Origin of the sequence: Kitasatospora sp. NPDC056651 (genome assembly GCF_042792155.1) — a bacterium.
Taxonomy (GTDB): Bacteria; Actinomycetota; Actinomycetes; order Streptomycetales; family Streptomycetaceae; genus Kitasatospora.
This window is the reverse complement of the sequence record NZ_JBHTWX010000038.1, coordinates 37,995-54,468: the sequence shown is the minus strand read 5'-3', so window position 1 is coordinate 54,468 and position 16,474 is coordinate 37,995. Positions and strand designations below refer to the sequence as shown.

The 16,474-nt window shown below is 75.6% G+C and carries 12 protein-coding genes and 1 pseudogene; 5 read left to right on the top strand and 8 right to left on the bottom strand.

The window, feature by feature from the left end:
- Window positions 1-10 precede the first annotated feature (10 nt).
- From ACFRAR_RS17220 to ACFRAR_RS17210, 3 genes are read right to left on the bottom strand one after another with little or no spacing between them, the layout of a single operon-like run.
- On the bottom strand, window positions 11-703 hold the full coding sequence (locus ACFRAR_RS17220; RefSeq protein ID WP_380698896.1) for an alpha/beta fold hydrolase: 693 nt from the start codon (window positions 701-703) through the stop codon (window positions 11-13).
- A 28-nt stretch (window positions 704-731) separates the two neighbouring features.
- Entirely contained in the window at window positions 732-2,240 is a 1,509-nt protein-coding gene (locus tag ACFRAR_RS17215) for an MFS transporter (RefSeq protein ID WP_380698895.1), read from the bottom strand.
- On the bottom strand, window positions 2,237-2,800 hold the full coding sequence (locus tag ACFRAR_RS17210; protein ID WP_380698894.1) for a helix-turn-helix domain-containing protein: 564 nt from the start codon (window positions 2,798-2,800) through the stop codon (window positions 2,237-2,239). Before ACFRAR_RS17210 ends, ACFRAR_RS17215 begins: the two co-directional genes overlap by 4 nt.
- A 287-nt stretch (window positions 2,801-3,087) precedes the next feature.
- Between ACFRAR_RS17210 and ACFRAR_RS17205 the strand changes: the two genes are divergently transcribed.
- Entirely contained in the window at window positions 3,088-4,344 is a 1,257-nt protein-coding gene (locus ACFRAR_RS17205) for a DUF5685 family protein (RefSeq protein WP_380698893.1), read from the top strand.
- Window positions 4,345-4,532: 188 nt separating this feature from the next.
- Here the strand turns inward: ACFRAR_RS17205 and ACFRAR_RS17200 are convergent, their stop codons facing one another.
- Entirely contained in the window at window positions 4,533-4,676 is a 144-nt protein-coding gene (locus tag ACFRAR_RS17200) for a hypothetical protein (protein WP_380698892.1), read from the bottom strand.
- Between the two features lie 196 nt (window positions 4,677-4,872).
- On the opposite strand from ACFRAR_RS17200, the pseudogene ACFRAR_RS17195 reads away from it, so the two are divergent.
- Together ACFRAR_RS17195 and ACFRAR_RS17190 are read left to right on the top strand one after the other, a co-directional pair.
- Window positions 4,873-4,983 (top strand): annotated as a pseudogene (locus ACFRAR_RS17195) (short-chain dehydrogenase); the annotation flags it as partial.
- A gap of 219 nt (window positions 4,984-5,202) precedes the next feature.
- Window positions 5,203-6,402, top strand: a complete 1,200-nt coding sequence (locus ACFRAR_RS17190; protein WP_380698891.1) for a hypothetical protein — start codon at window positions 5,203-5,205, stop codon at window positions 6,400-6,402.
- Between the two features lie 83 nt (window positions 6,403-6,485).
- Here ACFRAR_RS17190 and ACFRAR_RS17185 read toward each other — a convergent pair whose 3' ends face one another.
- Window positions 6,486-7,031: a MarR family winged helix-turn-helix transcriptional regulator gene (locus tag ACFRAR_RS17185; RefSeq protein WP_380698890.1), complete on the bottom strand. Its 546-nt coding sequence runs from the start codon at window positions 7,029-7,031 to the stop codon at window positions 6,486-6,488.
- An 80-nt stretch (window positions 7,032-7,111) separates the two neighbouring features.
- Between ACFRAR_RS17185 and ACFRAR_RS17180 the strand changes: the two genes are divergently transcribed.
- Window positions 7,112-8,449 carry an MFS transporter gene (locus ACFRAR_RS17180; RefSeq protein WP_380698889.1) on the top strand — a complete coding sequence of 446 codons (1,338 nt, stop codon included), beginning with the start codon at window positions 7,112-7,114 and terminating at the stop codon, window positions 8,447-8,449.
- 10 nt (window positions 8,450-8,459) lie between these two features.
- Here ACFRAR_RS17180 and ACFRAR_RS17175 read toward each other — a convergent pair whose 3' ends face one another.
- Window positions 8,460-9,353 (bottom strand): alkaline phosphatase family protein, encoded by an 894-nt coding sequence (locus ACFRAR_RS17175; RefSeq protein WP_380698888.1) that lies wholly within the window; start codon window positions 9,351-9,353, stop codon window positions 8,460-8,462.
- Between the two features lie 243 nt (window positions 9,354-9,596).
- Here ACFRAR_RS17175 and ACFRAR_RS17170 point away from each other — a divergent pair, with 243 nt between their 5' ends.
- Window positions 9,597-10,859 (top strand): serine hydrolase domain-containing protein, encoded by a 1,263-nt coding sequence (locus tag ACFRAR_RS17170; protein ID WP_380698887.1) that lies wholly within the window; start codon window positions 9,597-9,599, stop codon window positions 10,857-10,859.
- An 84-nt stretch (window positions 10,860-10,943) separates the two neighbouring features.
- On the opposite strand, the gene ACFRAR_RS17165 is transcribed toward ACFRAR_RS17170, so the two are convergent.
- A complete protein-coding gene (locus tag ACFRAR_RS17165) occupies window positions 10,944-13,304 on the bottom strand; it encodes an ATP-binding protein (protein WP_380698886.1) in 2,361 nt (786 codons plus the stop codon).
- A 325-nt stretch (window positions 13,305-13,629) separates the two neighbouring features.
- On the bottom strand, window positions 13,630-16,317 hold the full coding sequence (locus tag ACFRAR_RS17160; RefSeq protein WP_380698885.1) for a BTAD domain-containing putative transcriptional regulator: 2,688 nt from the start codon (window positions 16,315-16,317) through the stop codon (window positions 13,630-13,632).
- Window positions 16,318-16,474 lie beyond the last annotated feature (157 nt).

The window sequence follows — 16,474 nt, the reverse complement described above, 5'->3', positions numbered from 1 at the left end:
GGAACGGCGGTCACCGGGCCAGGAACGGCGCCACCACGGCGACGAACTCGGCCGGCCGGGCACCGTGCACCAGGTGCCCGGCCTCGACGGTGACCAGCCGGCAGTCCGGGATCAGCCGCGCGAGTTCGGCGATCCGTTCCTGCGGGATGTGGCTGGCCGGACCGCCGGCCACCGCCAGGGTGCGGGCGGTGATCCCCGCCAGGCCCGCCCGCCAGGCCGGGTCCGGGTCGTCGAGCTGGGCCCTGACCGCCCGGACCATCGCCCAGTCGAAGTGCGCGTCCGGGTCCTGGTCCTCGGGCAGCGCGCTCGCCCGGCGCGGGTACAGCGCCGGGATGTCCTCCAGGACCAGCCGGTCGACCCGCTCCGGCGCCGCCTGGGCGAGCAGGTAGGCGACGGCGCCGCCCATCGAGTGGCCGACCAGGTCGACGCGGGCGAGTCCGAGGGCGTCGAGGAAGGCCAGCACGTCGTCCCGCATCGCCTCCAGTGAGTAGGCGGCGGTGCGGGCGCTGTCGCCGTGGCCGCGCAGGTCGAGCGCGTACACGTGGTGGGCGGGGGCGAGGTCCGGCAGGACCGGCGCCCAGTCGGCGGCGCGCTCGCCGAGGGCGTGCAGCAGCACCAGCGGCGGGCCGCCGGGCCGGCCGCTCTCGCGGTAGGCGAGCGTCACGCCGGGCAGGTCCACGGTGCGGGTCCGTTCGTCGGTCATGCCCGCCACGGTAGGCGCCGGTCCCCGGTCAGCGGACCGGTGTTCGCCCTCGGCTCATCGCGACAGGGCCGTCCTCGCGCTGTTCCCGGGCCGTGGCGCGGCCCGCGAACACCGAGGCCAGGACGGCGAGTCCGGCCACCGCGGCGCAGACCACGCTGGCGGTCAGGTACGCGGAGCGGTGACCGCCGCCGCCGGCGGTCTCCCGCAGGTAGACCCCGGACAGGGCCGAGACCGCGACGGCCGCGGCGATCCGCTGCGCCATCTGGAGGATCGCCCCGCTCACCCCGGCCGCCTCGGCGGGCGCGTGGCGCAGCACGTACGCCTGGTTGCTGGGGCCCATCAGGCCGATCGCCGCGCCGCTGAGCAGTTGCAGCAGCGCCAGCAGCCAGGGCAGGACGGCGGCGGGGGTCCCGTGCGCGAGCAGTCCGCTGAGCAGCACGGCGAGGGCGGAGGCGGCCATGCTGACGGTGACGGTGCGTCGGCCGTAGCGCTGGACGATCCGCCAGGCGAACGCGGAGGACACGCCCATGGCCACGGCGGACGGCAGTGCGACCAGCGCGGCGCCCATCGGGGAGAGGCCCAGGCCGTCCTGGAGGAACATGGTCAGGACCAGCGAGGCGGCCAGCGAGGAGCCGAACTGGGCCATCGCGGTGGCCGTCCCGAGCGCGTAGGGCGCGGAGCGGGTCAGGGCCGGGTGGATCAGCGGGTGGCCGCCCGCCCGGGCGTAGCGGCGCTGCCACCAGGCGAGTGCGCCGAACAGCAGCAGGGCCGCGGCGGCGAAGGCGAGCCAGCCCGTCCAGCCGGGCGGCCGGACGAAGGGCAGCATCAGGGCCAGGGTGAGCGCGCCGACCAGCAGCAGCCCGAGGACGTCGAGGTCGGCGTGCCGGGTGCTGGGGCGGGGTTTGGGCAGGTGCCGGGCTGCCAGGAGGACGGTGGCCAGGCCGAACGGGACGTTGAGCAGGAAGGTCAGCCGCCAGCCGTGCTCGGGGCCGGCCAGCGCCAGCACCACACCGCCGATCGGCGGGCCGAGCGCGAAGGCGAGGCCGCCGGTGACGGCGTACATGCCGAGGGCGCGGGCCCGGAGCTGGCCGTCGAAGACGTCCTGGAGGGTGCCGATCATCTGGGAGTTGACCAGGCCGGCGCCCGCCCCCTGGAGCAGCCGGGCGGCGATCAGCACCCCGGGCTCGGTGGCGGTCGCGGAGACCAGGCTGACCAGGGTGAACAGGGCGAGGCCGGTGACGAAGAACCACTTGCGGCCCTTGACGTCGCCCAGCCGCCCGCCGGGGATCAGTGCGAGTCCGAAGGCGAGCGAGTACCCGGCGACGATCCACTGGAGGTCGGCGGGCCCGGCGTGCAGGGTCCCGCGCAGGGCGGGGATGGAGGTGTTGAGGACGGACTGGTCGAGCAGCGTGGTGAAGCCGCCGGCGACGCAGACCAGCAGGACCCGGCGCCCGGCGGCGTCGAAGCGCTCCTTGGCCTCCTTCGGCGGCCCGGGCCGTTCGGGTCCCTTCGCTATCGGGCCGGTGGTGGCGCTCACGGCTCGACCACCACCAGCGCGTAGTGGGCCTCGCCCGGTCCGAGGCTGCGGAAGCGGCTGGGGCCTGCGACGTAGCGCAGACAGTCGCCGGGGCCGAGCGGCTGCACCTCGCCGTCCACGGTCAGTTCCAGGTTCCCCTCGAACAGCCAGAGGTGGTGCTCCCGGCCGGGGGTGCAGGCCCGGTCGTAGGCGATGTCCGCGCCGGCCGGCAGCCGGCTCTCGATGATCTCCGCCCGCAGCGAGCCGTGCGGCGGCGAGACCGAGCGGCGGACGAAGCCGGTCGCCTCGTCCCGCCACACCGGCTGGTCCCCGGCCCTCACCAGCCGCGCCGGGCCGGACTCCACCTCGGCGAGCAGCCGCGACATGGTCCGCCCGTACACGGCGCACAGCCGGCCGAGCAGCGCCGCCGTCGGGCTGACCTCCGCCCGCTCCACCCGGGACAGCGTCGAGCGGCTGACGTCCGCCCGCCGTGCCAACTCCTCCAAGGTCCAACCGCGTTCGAGCCTGAGCTCGGCGAGCCGCTCCGCCAGCCGTTCGTCGGCGGCCGTTTCGATTCCCATATTCGCGATGCTATCCCGGATCTGAGATCGGTTCACCGGGCGTGGGCGGCGGACTCCGGGCGGACGGGAGCCGCCGGGCGGACTCGGGCGGGAGGTTCGGGCGAGCGGGAGCCGCCCGGGGGCGGACGCCGGACGAGCGGGAGCCGCCGGGTGGGCTCCGGACGGGGGCCGACCGGTGGCCCTCCCTGTTCACCGGACCGCACGCCTGGGGCCGGAGGCAGCCGTTCTTCATATGATGTCCGGCGACTCGTGGCCGGTCGGCGGCCCGTGAGGCGAGGGGGACCAGCGTGTTCGGCATCATCAGACCGTGCAGGCACCGATTGTCCGAGCGCTTGCAGACCTCCTGGATGGCGCACCTGTGCGGGCTCTGCCTCGCGCTGCGGGACGGCCACGGGCAGCTCGCCCGGACGGCGACCAACTACGACGGCCTGATCATCTCCGTGCTCGTGGAGGCCCAGGCCGCCCGGGAGGACTCCTCCTGGCGGCGCACCGCAGGACCCTGTCCGCTGCGCGGCATGCGCACCGCCTCCGTCGCCAGGGGCGAGGGCGCCCGGCTCGCCGCCGCCGTCTCGCTGGCGCTCGCCTCGGTGAAGATCCGCGACCACGTCGAGGACCGTGACGGCGTCTTCGCCCGCCGGCCGGTCGCCGCCGGGGCCCGGGCCGTCACCCGGCGCTGGGACCGGCAGAGCGCGGGCAGCGCCTCGACGGTGGGCTTCGACACCGCCGTCCTGCTCGACGCGGCCGCCCGGCAGGGCGAGTTGGAGCGGTCCCTGCGGCCCGGCGGGTCCGTCCTGCTGGTCACCGAACCCACCGAGACGGCCACCTCGGCCGCCTTCGCGCACACCGCGGTGATCGCCGGACGCCCCGGCAACGCCGCCCCGCTCGCCGAGGCCGGCCGGCTGTTCGGCCGGCTCGCCCACCTCCTCGACGCCGCCGAGGACCAGGCCGCCGACGCGGCCGCGGGCGCCTGGAACCCGCTCACCGCCACCGGCACCGACCGCGCCGAGGCCGAACGGCTCTGCCGGGACGCCGTCCACGGCATCCGGCTCGCGCTGCGCGAGGTCGAGCTGACGGACCGCACGCTGGTCCACGTCCTGCTCGCGCACGAGACCGAGCGCGCGGTGGAGCGGGTGTTCGGGCGGGCCCGGCACGCGGCGAGCTGCCGCCGCCCGGGCACCGCGGGCGATGCCGCCGGCGAACACCCGCACCAGGCGCCGCCGCAGGCTCCGCCCGGTCAGGATCCGGGCCGGGCGCCCGTCCCGCCGTGGGTGCCCCAGGGTCCCGGCTTCACCCCGCCCGGCGAGAAGCCGCCGAACCCGCGCAACCTGCTCGCCGGGTGCGCGATGTGGGCCCTGATGGCCTGCTCCTGCCAGCTGCTCTGCTGCGACCACGACGACCCGTTCAGCCGGCAGCGCCGCGAGGGCTTCTGCGAGCGGAACGACTGCGGCGACTGCTGTGACTGCTGTGACGGCGGTTGCTGTGACTGCTGCAATTGCTGTGACGGTTGCGACGGCTGCGACGGCTGCTCCTGCGATTGCAGCTGACCGGTCAGCCGACCGGGGCCACCCCGTCACTTCCGTTCTGACCGGCCCCACTCGTCCGACCGCCCGGTGCGACCACCACCGGCCCGGGGTGCCCCCGCAGCACCCCGGGCCGGTCCGCGTACCGGTCGCCCTCCGCCTCGCCCCGCCGCCAGAGCGGCAGGACCGCCACCGGCCGCGGCTCGGCGGACTCAGGCATCGTGCCCCGCCGTTCTCCGGTCCCCCGCCAGCGAGTCCTCCAGCCGCGCCAGCAACTGTCGGAACCGCTCGGTGTCCTGCTCCGTCATCCGTCCCTCGGGCAACGCCCCCGGCCGCTCGGCCGTCCTCTCGTCCATGCGCCCGAGGCTAGACGGTGGAGATCAATGGGCGATAAACGCGCGTTCGGGCGAAAAGCACTTGCCCGGTGCGGTTCGGCCCGGAAGCATCCCCGCCATGACGATCCATCAGAACGATCCGACGGCCCCGGTCCCCCGCCCGGTGGCCCTGGTGCCCGGGGTGGGCCGGACGGTCGGCATCGGCGCCGGGATCGCCGGGCGGCTCGGCACCCCGGTGGACGCCGCGCACCTGGTGGACTTCCTCTGCTCGCCGCAGGGCCAGTGGGTCAACGGGCAGCTGCTGATGAGCAACGGCGGCCTGCCGTAGGTCCTCGGGGCCTGGAGCTCCACATCTCACAACCTCCGCTCTCCGCAGGTGAGTTGGAATCCATCCGGGCGCGAACCGGACGGGGGCAAATCACCGATCGGGCTGCGCGTCCCGGCCGGCCCGGTGGAGACTTGCGGGCGGCACGGGGGCGGGAGCCGGCGCTTCAGCGGCTCCGCGGCGCCTCCGTGACGTCAACGAGAGACAGGAGCTGCACATCCCATGAGCAAGCGCACCTCTCGCACAGTCGCCGCGGTCGTCGCCGCGGCCACCGCCACGGCCCTGGCCGCGGGTTCGGCACCGGCGGTCGCCGACCCCTCCTCAGGGAGCATCACGATCGAGTCACCGCCCACCGAACCCGGCACGTACTCCAGGGAGCTCAAGGCCACCAACAGCAACGGGGACAGCGTCTCCGAGATCATCGTGGGCGACTTCGCCGGTGGCGGGCCGCTCAAGTTCGACCTGCTGCTCTGGAAGTCGGACTGGTCCATGACCTCGCTCGACCCGCTGCCGGGAGACGGCGGCGGGAGCGTGACCGCGATGAACAACAACTGCACCGTGGTGGGAAGCTCCCGGTCGAAGACGGGTGACTACCGGCAGCACGCGGTGCGCTGGACCTCCCCGAGCACGCCGGTCGAACTGCCCGCGCTGCCCGGTGACACCGCGGCGGTCGCGACCTCGGTCGGCGACGACGGCACCGCGGTGGGATCCTCGTGGAACGCGTCCGCGAAGCACGCCGTGGCGTGGGCCCCAAGCGGGACGCCCGTCGCCCTGCCGCCGCTGCCGGGCGACACCGAGAGCGAGGCCGTCGGCGTCAACAGCTCGGGCACGGCGATCGGCTACTCCTACCCGGCCGGCGACATCACCTCCCTGCGGGCGGTCACCTGGGCTCCCGACGGGACCGTCACCGCGCTCGACGTACCGGCCGGGTACGTGCACGGCAGCCCGACCCGCATCACCGACTCCGGCGTCGTGATCGGCCGGGCGGACACCCCGTCGGGGCTGCCGCACGCCCTCGTCTGGAACGCCTCCGGCGCCGTCACCGACCTGGGCAGCGGCGAGGCGAAGGCCGTGAACAACTCGGGCACGGTGGTCGGAAGCCAGGGCGGGCAGGCCGCGCGCTGGGCCGTCGACGGCACGCCGCTGCCGCTCGCGCCGACCGCGCTGGCGGGCACCGCGACCGGGATCAACGACCAGGGCATCGTCGTCGGATACACCAGCGACCCGCCGCCGGCCCGCGTCCAGCTCTACTCGCAGCTCTGGAACCCGGACGGGTCCCTCCGCGCGCTCCCCCCGTGGTCATCGGACTTCCCCTACTCCTCGCCGGTCTCCGTCTCCGACAACGGGTTCGTCCTGGGCAATGCCCTCTTCCGCGGCATCGCGCACTACGGTCGGCCGCTCTCCATGCGCTGGAAACTGTAGGGCGCGCGCGGCGCCGGCCACCGGGCCGGCGCCGCTTCCGGCAGCAGCCGGGCGGCCTCGCGGGCGTCGCCGACGGGAGGCGGCTACCGGTCCGCCGCCGCCCCCTGGGCCAGCATCACCCGGCGCAGCAGCCCGGCCAGCGTGCGCCGCTCCTCCTCGGAGAGCACCCCCAGCAGCCGCCGCTCCTCCCGGCCCACCACGTCCAGGGCCTCCCGCCAGGCGGCACGCCCGGCCTCGGTCAGCACGATGTCGACCTTCCGGCGGTCCTCCGTGGACGGCGTACGCAGGACGAAGCCCCGTCGCTCCAGCGCCTCCAGCCGGCCGGTGACCGAGGCCGGGGCGAGGTTGAGGTCCGCCCGCAGGTCGGAGGGGGCGGCATGGCCCCCGCGCCCGGCGAGCACGTGCAGGGTGTCGAACTCGTGCTTGTGCAGGCCGTAGTCGGCGACGCCCTGCTCGCGGACCCGGCCGAGGTGGCGGGTGAGCCGCGACATGCGGGTCACGGAGGCCTCGATGTCCGGGTCGAGGTCGGGCAGCACCGGCTGCCAGCGGTCGATGTGGCCGTCCGTCCAGTCCCGGAGCTCCGCCCCGTCGTGGGGTGCGGTGTGCTGTCGGGGAGGGTGCTCGGCCATGGGAGGAGTCTACAAACCGCAGAACTACGGCGCCAAAATATTCGTTGCCGAAATTTCGGCACCGAAATACAGTGCCCGGCGTGACTCGACACCCCTTACGCCTGGGCGGCTTCCGCCTGCTCCTCGCCGGCCGGACGGTCTCCACCCTCGGGGACGCGGTCGTCCCGGCCGCCCTCGCCATCGCCGTCACCCGCGCCACCGGCTCCTCCGCCTCGCTCGCCCTGGTCCTGGGCTGCGCGATGGTGCCGAGGCTGCTCCTGCTGCCGGTCGGCGGGGTGGTCGGGGACCGCTTCGACCCCCGGCTGGTCGCCCTCACCACCGACCTGGTCCGGGCCGTCGCCCAGCTGATGGTCGGCCTGGAGCTGCTCGGCGGGCACCCGAGCCTGCCGCACGTCGCGGCCGCCTCGGCGGTCGGCGGCACCGCCTCCGCCTTCGCCATGCCCACGGCCTCGCCGCTGGTCGTGGCCGCCGTCCCGGACGCGCTGCGACTGCAGGCCAACGCGCTGCTCGGCACCGCGACCGGCACCGCCCAGCTGGCCGGCCCGGCACTCGCCGGCGTCCTGGTGTACACCGCCGGACCGGGCTGGGCGTTCGTGCTCGACGGCGCCTCCTTCACGCTCAGCGCGGCCCTGCTCACCCGGCTGCGCGTCGACCACTCCCCCGGCGAACCGCGCTCGCTGCGCCGGGACCTCACCGAGGGCTGGCGCGAGGTGCGCTCCCGGGACTGGTACTGGACCAGCCTGATCGCCCACGGGGTGTGGAACGGCGCGAGCGCCGTCCTGCTCACCCTCGGCCCGCTGATCGCCGCCACCCGGCTCGGCGGCGACGGCACCTGGGTGGCGCTGACCCAGGCGGGCGCGGTGGGCCTGCTGGCCGGTTCGCTGATCGCCGGCCGGCTGCGGCCCCGCCGCCCGGTACTGGCCGGCAACCTCGCCCTCGCCCTGTACGGGCTGCCGCTGGCCGCGCTCGCCGTCCCGACCCCGGCGCCGGTCGCGGTGGCCGCCCAGGCGGTGGCGATGGCCGGGCTGGGCTTCCTCAACCCGGTCTGGAAGACGGTGGTCCAGCAGGACTTCCCGGCGGGGACGCTGGCCCGGGTCACCTCGTACGACTGGCTGCTCTCCCTGGCCGCCGCCCCGGTCGGGTACGTCCTGGCGCCACTGGCCGCCGACGCCTGGGGCGACCGGGTGCCGCTGCTGGCGGCGGCCGGGCTGGTGACGCTGGTCTGCGCGGGCACGGCGGCGGTGCCGGGGGTGCGGCGGTACGGCACCCGGGAGAGCGCCCCGCGGACGCCCGGGCCGGCGACCGAACGGCCACCGGCCCGGGCCCGGGATGAGCGGGAGGAGCAGGAGGAGCGGCGGGTCCGGCCCGGGGAGCGGGCTCAGCCCCCGGACCGGACCCGGTCCGGGATCAGGCCCTGATCGCCGCGGCTCAGTTCCAGATGCCGGTGATGTCGCTCGCGGAGGCCGCGTTCCCCGCGTGGCCGGACGTGCCCGCCAGGTCCTCCAGGGTGCGCAGCACGTCGTAGTGGTTGTAGGTGGCGGAGCTGCTGCTGCCGGGGGTCACGTGGGCGCCGTAGACGACGGTCGGGATGCGGTTGCCGGACAGCTTGTTGTCCTCGTCGAAGGTGACGACCAGCAGGCTGTTGTGGCTCTGCGCCCAGCCGGCGTACGCGCCGAGGTTGTTCTTGATCCAGGTGTCGCCGGTGCCGACCGAGCAGTCGTGCATGTCGCTGCACAGGTTCGGCACCACGAAGGAGACGTTCGGCAGGGTGCTGTAGTCGGTCGGGAACTGGGCGAAGGTCTTGGCGCTGCTGACCGGGACGTTGCCGAAGCCGAACCAGGGGTTGTGCTTCTGCGCGTAGTTGCCGCTGCTGCACACCGTGCTGCCCTGGCTGGGCAGGGTCTCGTTGTAGCTGGCCCAGGTCTTGCCGGCGGCGATCACCTCGGAGGCCAGGTTGGCGCTCTGGAAGCCGCCGACCGTCACGCAGCTGTCGTCGACGCGGCCCTGGGTGGAGCCGGAGAACAGGGCGTAGTAGTTCGGCTCGCTCGGGTGGGTGATGCCGTAGGACTGGGTGAGGTTGGCGCCGCCCGCGACCAGGGTGTTGAGGTACGGCGCGCTGCTGCTGCCGATGACCTGGGAGTAGGCGTGGTTCTCCATCACCACGACCACGATGTGGTCGGGCGCGGGCAGGGCGGCCGCCTGCGCGGTGGAGGCGGTAGCCGCCCACAGGCCGGCGGAGGCGGCGACCAGGGCGACGGCGGAGCCGATCGCGGTCGCGGTGCGGCGGGAGCGGGGCTTCAGGGGCTTCGTGGACGAAGTCATGACAAATCCTCGGGTAGGGAACGGCCCGAACAGCATCGGACCCTTCCGTCGACGCGGGTAGACGACGGGAGGTGAAACCTTGGCCCCGGACCGGGAAACGAACGGTGCGACCACCCAAGTCACCACCGACAACGTGAAATGCGGGCGAACCGGTTCACGTTGCCAGCGGCCGCCCGACCGGTGATAGTGATCTTGGAACGGCGCGGTCCGACGCCGTGTCAGCTTGAGAGAGAACCGAGGAACATGGCGAAGACCAGCCTTCTGCGTCCCCTCGCGGTGGCCGCCGCCGGCGCCGTCCTGGTGGCGACCGGCGCCCTGCCCGCCGCGGCCGCCGGCCAGGACACCGCCGACGCGACCGCCCCCGACCTCACCGGGGTGCGCGCCGCCCTCCAGGCCACCACCGCGGCCGGCGCCCCGGGCGCCTTCGCGGTGATCCGCGACCACGGCGGCACCAGCCGCACCAGCTCGGTGAACGTCGGCCTGGCCGACCTGGACGGAACCCCGATGAACTCCTCGTGGAGGTTCCGGGTCGGCAGCAACAGCAAGATGTTCGCCGCCGTTCTCGTGATGCAGCTGGCGGAGGAGGGCCGGATCGACCTCGACCGGCCGCTGCGCGAGTACCTGCCCGAAGGCACCCTGCCGCAGGACTGGACGATGACGGGCCGCCAGGTGATGGAACACCGCGCGGGCGTCTACGACCACACCAACGACCTGCTGGAGCAGGCCGGCGAGGAGACCACCAGCGCGTTCGAGGCGCGCATCCGCACCACGGTGTACGACCCCCGCAAGCTGGTGGCGATGTCGGTCGGGCACGGCCTGCAGTACACCCCCGGCACCCGCTACTCGTACTCCAACACCGACTTCGTGCTGATGGGCCTGGCGGTCGAGCACCTCACCGGCCAGCCGTACCCGGAGGTGCTGAACGAGCGGATCATCCAGCCGCTCGGCCTGCGCGGCACCTCCTTCGTGGTACCCGACCAGCAGATCCGCGGCGCCCACGTCACCGGCTACCTCAGCAACGACGACCGCACCAAGCCGCTGCTGGACTCCACCCGGCAGACCGGCTCCTGGGTGTGGAGCGCCGGGGCCGTCATCTCCACCGCCGAGGACCTCGACCGCTTCCTCACCGCGTTGATGGCCGGCGGCGAGGGCGGACTCGTCTCGGACGACTCGCTCCGGCAGATGACCGCCGCCCTGCCCACGCCCACCGCGAAGATCTCCTACGGCCTCGGCCTGCGCCGGATCACCCTCTCCTGCGGGGACGTGTACGGGCACGGCGGCATCGTGCAGGGCTTCAACAGCCAGTCCTTCACGACCCCGGACGGGCGGCGCAGCGTGGTGGTCTTCGCCAACGCCTCCAACAACGGCTCGGTGACCCAGGGCCTGATGAACACGCTGGAGCCGGCCTTCTGCGGCAAGCAGCCGGCCGCCGCCCCGCGCACGGGCTTCGCCCCGGCCTCGGCCCCGGTCGGCTCGCTCCCGGTGGTGGAGGACACCCGGATCTGACCCGGACCCGATCCGCCGCTCGGCCCGCGCCCGCTCCCGGACCTGTTCACCAGGGGGCGGGCGCGGGCTCCCGCCGCTCTCCGCTCAGTGCCGGGCGCCCGACGAGCGGGGGCCCTCCGCGCTCAGATCGGTGAGCGCCTCGGTGAGCAGTTCGCGCGCCTCCTCGGCACGGCCCTGCTCGATCAGCGCGGTGCCCAGTTCGGTCAGGGTCTTGGTCATGCTGTCCGGGCGGCCCACCGCCTCGAAGTGCACCAGGGCCTGCCGGTAGGCCTTCTCGGCGGCCGGCCAGCGCTTCAACGCCGCCCGGTCCAGGCCGAGTTCGTGCGCGGTCATCGCCGCGAGCAGGTGGATCAGCGGCGATGACCAGCGCTCCACCAGGTCCAGCGCACCGGCCAGGGCCTGGCGGCGCGACTCCACCGCCTCCTCCGCCCGGCCGGACTCCCGCAGGCAGTTGGCCGCGCCGCGCAGGGTGACCAGCCGGCCGATCATCGCCGAGCGGCCGGCGACCTCGGCGAAGGCGTCCGCCGCCCGGTGGAAGGCGTCCGTCGCCTCGCGGTGCCGCTGGAGGTAGCGCAGCCCGGAGGCGAGGTAGGTGAGCGCCCAGCCCTGCTGCTCGCGGTCGCCGACCGCGACGGCCGACTCCAGGGCCTCGGAGGCCAGTTCGATGCCGCGCTGGTAGCGGTGCAGGCAGGTGACGTAGGTCCAGGCCAGGTAGTTGACGTGCACCGCCTCCAGTCGCCGGTCGCCGAGCGCGCGGGCGGCGTGCACCGAGAGCTGGAACACCTCGGCCCAGATGCCCCAGCTCAGCAACCGGTCGGAGAACCAGTGCATCGCCTCGGCGGTGTCCACCACCTCCCGGTACCGGCCGGCCCGCTGCGCCTGGTGGAGGGCGGCCAGCCACTCCGGGTGCTCGTACTCCAGCCAGGCGGCCGCCTCGGTGAGGTGCACGGGTGCGGAGCCCCCGGTGTCGCCGCCCTCCCTGGCGTGGTCGGGGTCGAACCGCAGCCCGTACTCGGCGGCCCGGCCGAGGATCCAGCGGCCCGCCCGGGTGCGGGCCTCGGCCAGCTCCTGGGCCGTCTCGTCGGCCGTCAGCCGCTCGCCCGCGTAGAGCCGCACCAGGTCGTGCAGGCGGTAGCGGTCCGGGGCGGCCGGCTGCATCAGCCCGGCGTCGACGAGCTGTTCCAGCACCAGCTCGGTACGGGCCGCCGGCCGGCCCGCGTAGGCGGCGGCCAGCTCCGCGGTGAAGTCCGCTCCGGCGGTCAACGCGCAACGGCGGAGGACGAGTCGGGAGTCGGCGGGCAGCCGCCGGTAGGACAGTTCGAAGGCCGGGCGGACGGCCAGGTCGCCGGTCTCCAGCAGGTCCAGCCGGCTCTCCTCCGCGGTGAGCTGGCGCACCAGGTGGGCGACCGGCTGGTGGGGCCGGGCGACCAGTCGCTGGCCGGCGATCCGCAGCGCCAGCGGCAGGTAGCCGCAGAGCCTGGCCAGTTCGGCGGTGGCGTCGGGCGCGGCCTCGGTCCGCTCGCGGCCGGCGATCCGGGCGAGCAGGGCGGCCGCCTCGACCGGGGACAGCACGTCCAGGCCCAGCCGGAGCACCGACTCCAGGCCGGGCAGCACGTTGCGGCTCGTCACGATGGTCACGGCCGGGCCGGAGCCGGGCAGCAGCGGGCGCACCTGGCTCTCGTCGGCGGCGTTGTCCAGCACCAGGACGAGCCGCCGCTCCCGGACCAGGGCCCGGTAGAGGCCGGCCCGCTCCTCCGTCCCGGCGGGCACCGAGGCGTCGTCGACGCCCAGGGCGCGCAGCACCTGCCCGAGCGCGTCCCGGGCCGACAACGGCTGCGGGGACATGCCGCCGAGGTCCAGGGACAGCTGGCCGTCCGGGAAGCGCGGGGCCAGGACGTGGGCGGCGTGCAGCGCGAAGGAGGTCTTGCCGAGGCCGGGCTGACCGCTGATCAGCACCACCCGGGGGTGGGCGGGGTGCTCGTCGTCGGCCAGGCCGGCGAGCAGCGCGAGGGCCTCCTCGCGGGCGGTGAAGTCGGCGATGTCGCGGGGCAGCGCGAGGGCGCTCTGAACGGTCTCGGCGAAGGCCCCGGCCGGGTCCCCGGTACGGGGCGCGTCCCGGTCGGCGGCCGCGCGCGGGGCCGGGCGACGGGGCCGGACAGGGCTTGCGGCGGCGGCCGGCCGCACTCCGCGCGGGCGTCCGGACTGTGCTGCCCGGTCCAGCTCCTCCGCCCGCGGACCGTCCAGCCCGAGGGCCTCGGCCAGGGCCCGGACGGTACGCCGCTGCGGTCCACGGGTGCGGCCGCGCTCCATGTCCCCGAGGGCGCGCAGGCTGACCCCGGCCGTGGCGGCGAGTTCCTCCTGGGTCAGTCCGGCCGCCACCCGGTGCCCGGCCAGCAGACGGCTGAACTCGTTCGCGTCCGTGCCCGTGCCGCCCCCGGCCGCCATGCCCCGCCCCCGCTCGTTCGGTCCTGCGCAGTTCCGCACTTCTGCCTGGAGTCGCCTCCGGCGGATCGCCCCAGGCAGAAGTATGCCCCGCCGCGGGAGTTCCTCCTAGCCGACCGCTGTCCAGGGTATCCCCCCAGGTCAGAAGGGATTCACATGGGCGGTCCGGTCGGGCGGGGGCGGTCGCGGGGCGGGGGAACCGCTGATAGTTCCGCCTGTGGTTCCGCTGGTCGAACAGCGGTTTTCCGCCAACGGCGGCGGGGCCGGGCAGGCGGGGCGGGGCGGGAAGGAGGGCAGCGGGCAGCCGCGCGGTGCGGCGGCCCGCCGCTCAGGCCAGCCGCCGCTCCGCGCAGCCCTCGGCGGTGCGCCCGAGGGAGTCCAGCAGGTCGGCGAGCAGGCCGTGGGAGCGGGCCTCCAGGGCCTGGTCGCCGACGGCACGGCCGAGGGCCACGGCGAGCCGGGCCGAGGAGAGGGCGGCGTCCCGGCGGCCGAGGGCGTGCAGCGCGCGGGCCCGGCTGTGGGTGGCGAGGACGGCCTCGGCGCCGCCGGAGCGGGCGGTGGCGGTGCGCACCGCCTCGTCCGCGTGGCGCAGGGCGGGCCCGGGTTCCCCGGCCAGGACCAGCGCGTCGGCGAGGCCGGTGAGCGCGCGGGCCAGCAGGTGCCCGGTGGCCGGGGTGCGGGCGGCGGCCACCAGGTCGCCGAGCATCGGCACCGCCCGCTCGTACCGGCCGGCCCGCAGCAGGGCGGCGGCCACCCGGCTGCGGCAGTGGTGGCGCAGCGCCACGTCGCCGGTCCGGTCGGCGGCCTCGACGGCGCGCTCCAGCTGGTCGGCGGCGGTGCGGTGGGCCGCGCGGGCGACGTGCAGGACGGCGAGATCGGTGGCCAGCCGGGCGATCGCCGTGTCGTTCCGGTCCGTGTGCGCGGCGCTCAGCCCGGCCTCGGCCACGGCCCGCCAGTGGGCCCGATCGTGTCCGGTGGTCTCGTACAACAGGTTGGCGCGGTGGGCGAGTTGCCAGGCCGCGCCGATCCGCCCCTGCTGCTCGGCGCAGAGCACGACGGCACGCAGGGCGCTCTCCTCACGGCGGAACCAGTCCGCCGACCGCGCGCTGCCGCCGACCGCCGCGCCCTCGGCCGTCCAACCGGCGGTGACGTCGAGGTAGTGGGCGATCAGCCGGTCGAGGGCGAGGAAGCGCTCGTCGCAGCCGAGTTCGGCGGCCTGCGCGGCGGCGTGGCGGCGCACCAGCTCACTCCGGACGTACCGGCCTGGCGTGGTCTCCTCCAGCAGGTGGACGGCGTCGAGCCGGGTCAGCAGGGTGCGGGTGGTGGCGGGCGGGAGGTCGGCGAGCGCGGCGGCGGTGTCCGCGCCGATCTCCGCGCCGGGGTGCAGGCCCAGCAGGGTGAACAGCCGGGCCGCGGCGGGCGGCAGCGTGCGGTACGTGCCGTCCAGCGCGGTGGTGAGGCCGAACAGGCCGCGGGCGCCGCCGGTCCCGGCGCCGGAGAGGGCCGCCAACCCGGTCTGCTCGTCGGCGAGTTCGGCGGCGAGGTCGGCCGGCGACCAGTCGGGCCTGGCGGCCAGCCGGGCGGCGGCCAGGCGCAGCGCCAGCGGCAGGTGGTCGCAGCGCTCGGCGAGTTCGGCGACGGCCTCCGGCTCGTCGGCCGTGCGCTCCGCGCCGAGGGTGCGGGCGAGCAGCTCGGCGGCCTCGGCGGGGTCGAGCGCGCCCAGCGGCAGCGGGATGCCGCCGGCGTGGACCAGCAGGTGGCGCAGCCGGCTGCGGCTGGTGACGATCGCGACCGGGGCGGGTTCGCTGTCGGTGGCCGGTGGATCGGGCAGCAGCGGGACGAGCTGCTCGTACGAGGCGGCGTCGTCCAGCACGACCAGCATCCTTCTGCCGGCGATGAGTTCGCGGTAGCGGCGGGCGCGGTCCGCGGGTTCGGAGGGCAGCGCGTCCGGGGCCACGCCGAGGGCGGTGAGGAACTCGCCCAGGACGTCGGCGGGTTCGCGTGGCCCGTCCGGGTCGAAGCCGCGCAGTTCGGCCTGGAGGATGCCGTCCGGGAAGTACGCGTCGCCGCGCCGGGCCGTCCAGTACCGGACCAGGCCGGTCTTGCCGATCCCGGCGGGGCCGGTGACCAGGATCGGACGACCGTCCCTCGCGGCGGGCAACTCCTGCTCCAGTCGGGCGAGTTCGGTGATCCGGCCGACGAACCGGCGGTCGGCGGCGAGCCGGGCGCCGGACTGCTCGCCGATCCGGCGCAGTTCCGGTCCGACCGGGCCGGTGAGCCGCGCCACCGCGCGCTCGTAGCGCTCCCGCGCCTCGGTGCTCCGCCCGTCCTGTTCCAGGCAGCGCACCAGCCGGGCGGCCAGCGGCTGCCGGGCCGGGTGGGCGTCGGCGGCGTCGGCGAGTTCGGCGGCCAGTTCGCCGCCCCGGCCGGCCCGGAGCAGGCCGTCGGCCAGCCGCTCCAGGGTGCGCAGCCGCAGGTCGGTCAGCGCCGGGGCGGTCCGCTCGCGCAGCAGCGCGGAGCCGCAGTCGGCGAGTGCCGGGCCTCGCCACAGGTCCAGCGCGGCGCGCAGCAGGGGCAGGGCGGGGTCCTGCGGCGCGCCCACCAAAGAAACGGCCTGAGGAACGGACTGAGGAACGGCCGCCGGAACGCCCGGGGCGGCGGGCTCGGGCGGCTCGGGGAGCCGCACGCCCGCCTGCTCGCAGAGCCGGCCGAAGCGCAGCGCGTCGACCCGGCCGGGCTCGCCGACCAGCAGGTACCCGGATCCACGGGTGCCCAGCTCCAGCCCGGTGCCGTCCAGCAGGTGGCGCAGCGCCGCGACGTGGCCCTGGAGAGCGGCCCGCGCGGTGGGCGGTGCGCACCCCTCCCAGACCAGTTCGATCAGCTCCTCGGTGGCCACCGTCCGGTTCAGCCGTACGGCGAGCGCGCTCAGCAGCGCCCGGCGTTTGGGCGCCGAGGGCGTCACCACCGTGCCGTCATCCCGCCGCACCACCACCGGTCCGAGCAGATCGATGTGCACGCGTCCCTTCTCCTCCCCCGCCGACGACGTCCCGGCGTTCGAGGATAGGCCCGGCCGGGCGCCGCACGCCCGGTCGGGCCCGGCGGAGGTGCGCCCGGGAGGGCCCGGTCGAGTTGCGCCCGGTCGGACCCGGCGGAGGTGCGCCCGCCCGCGACCG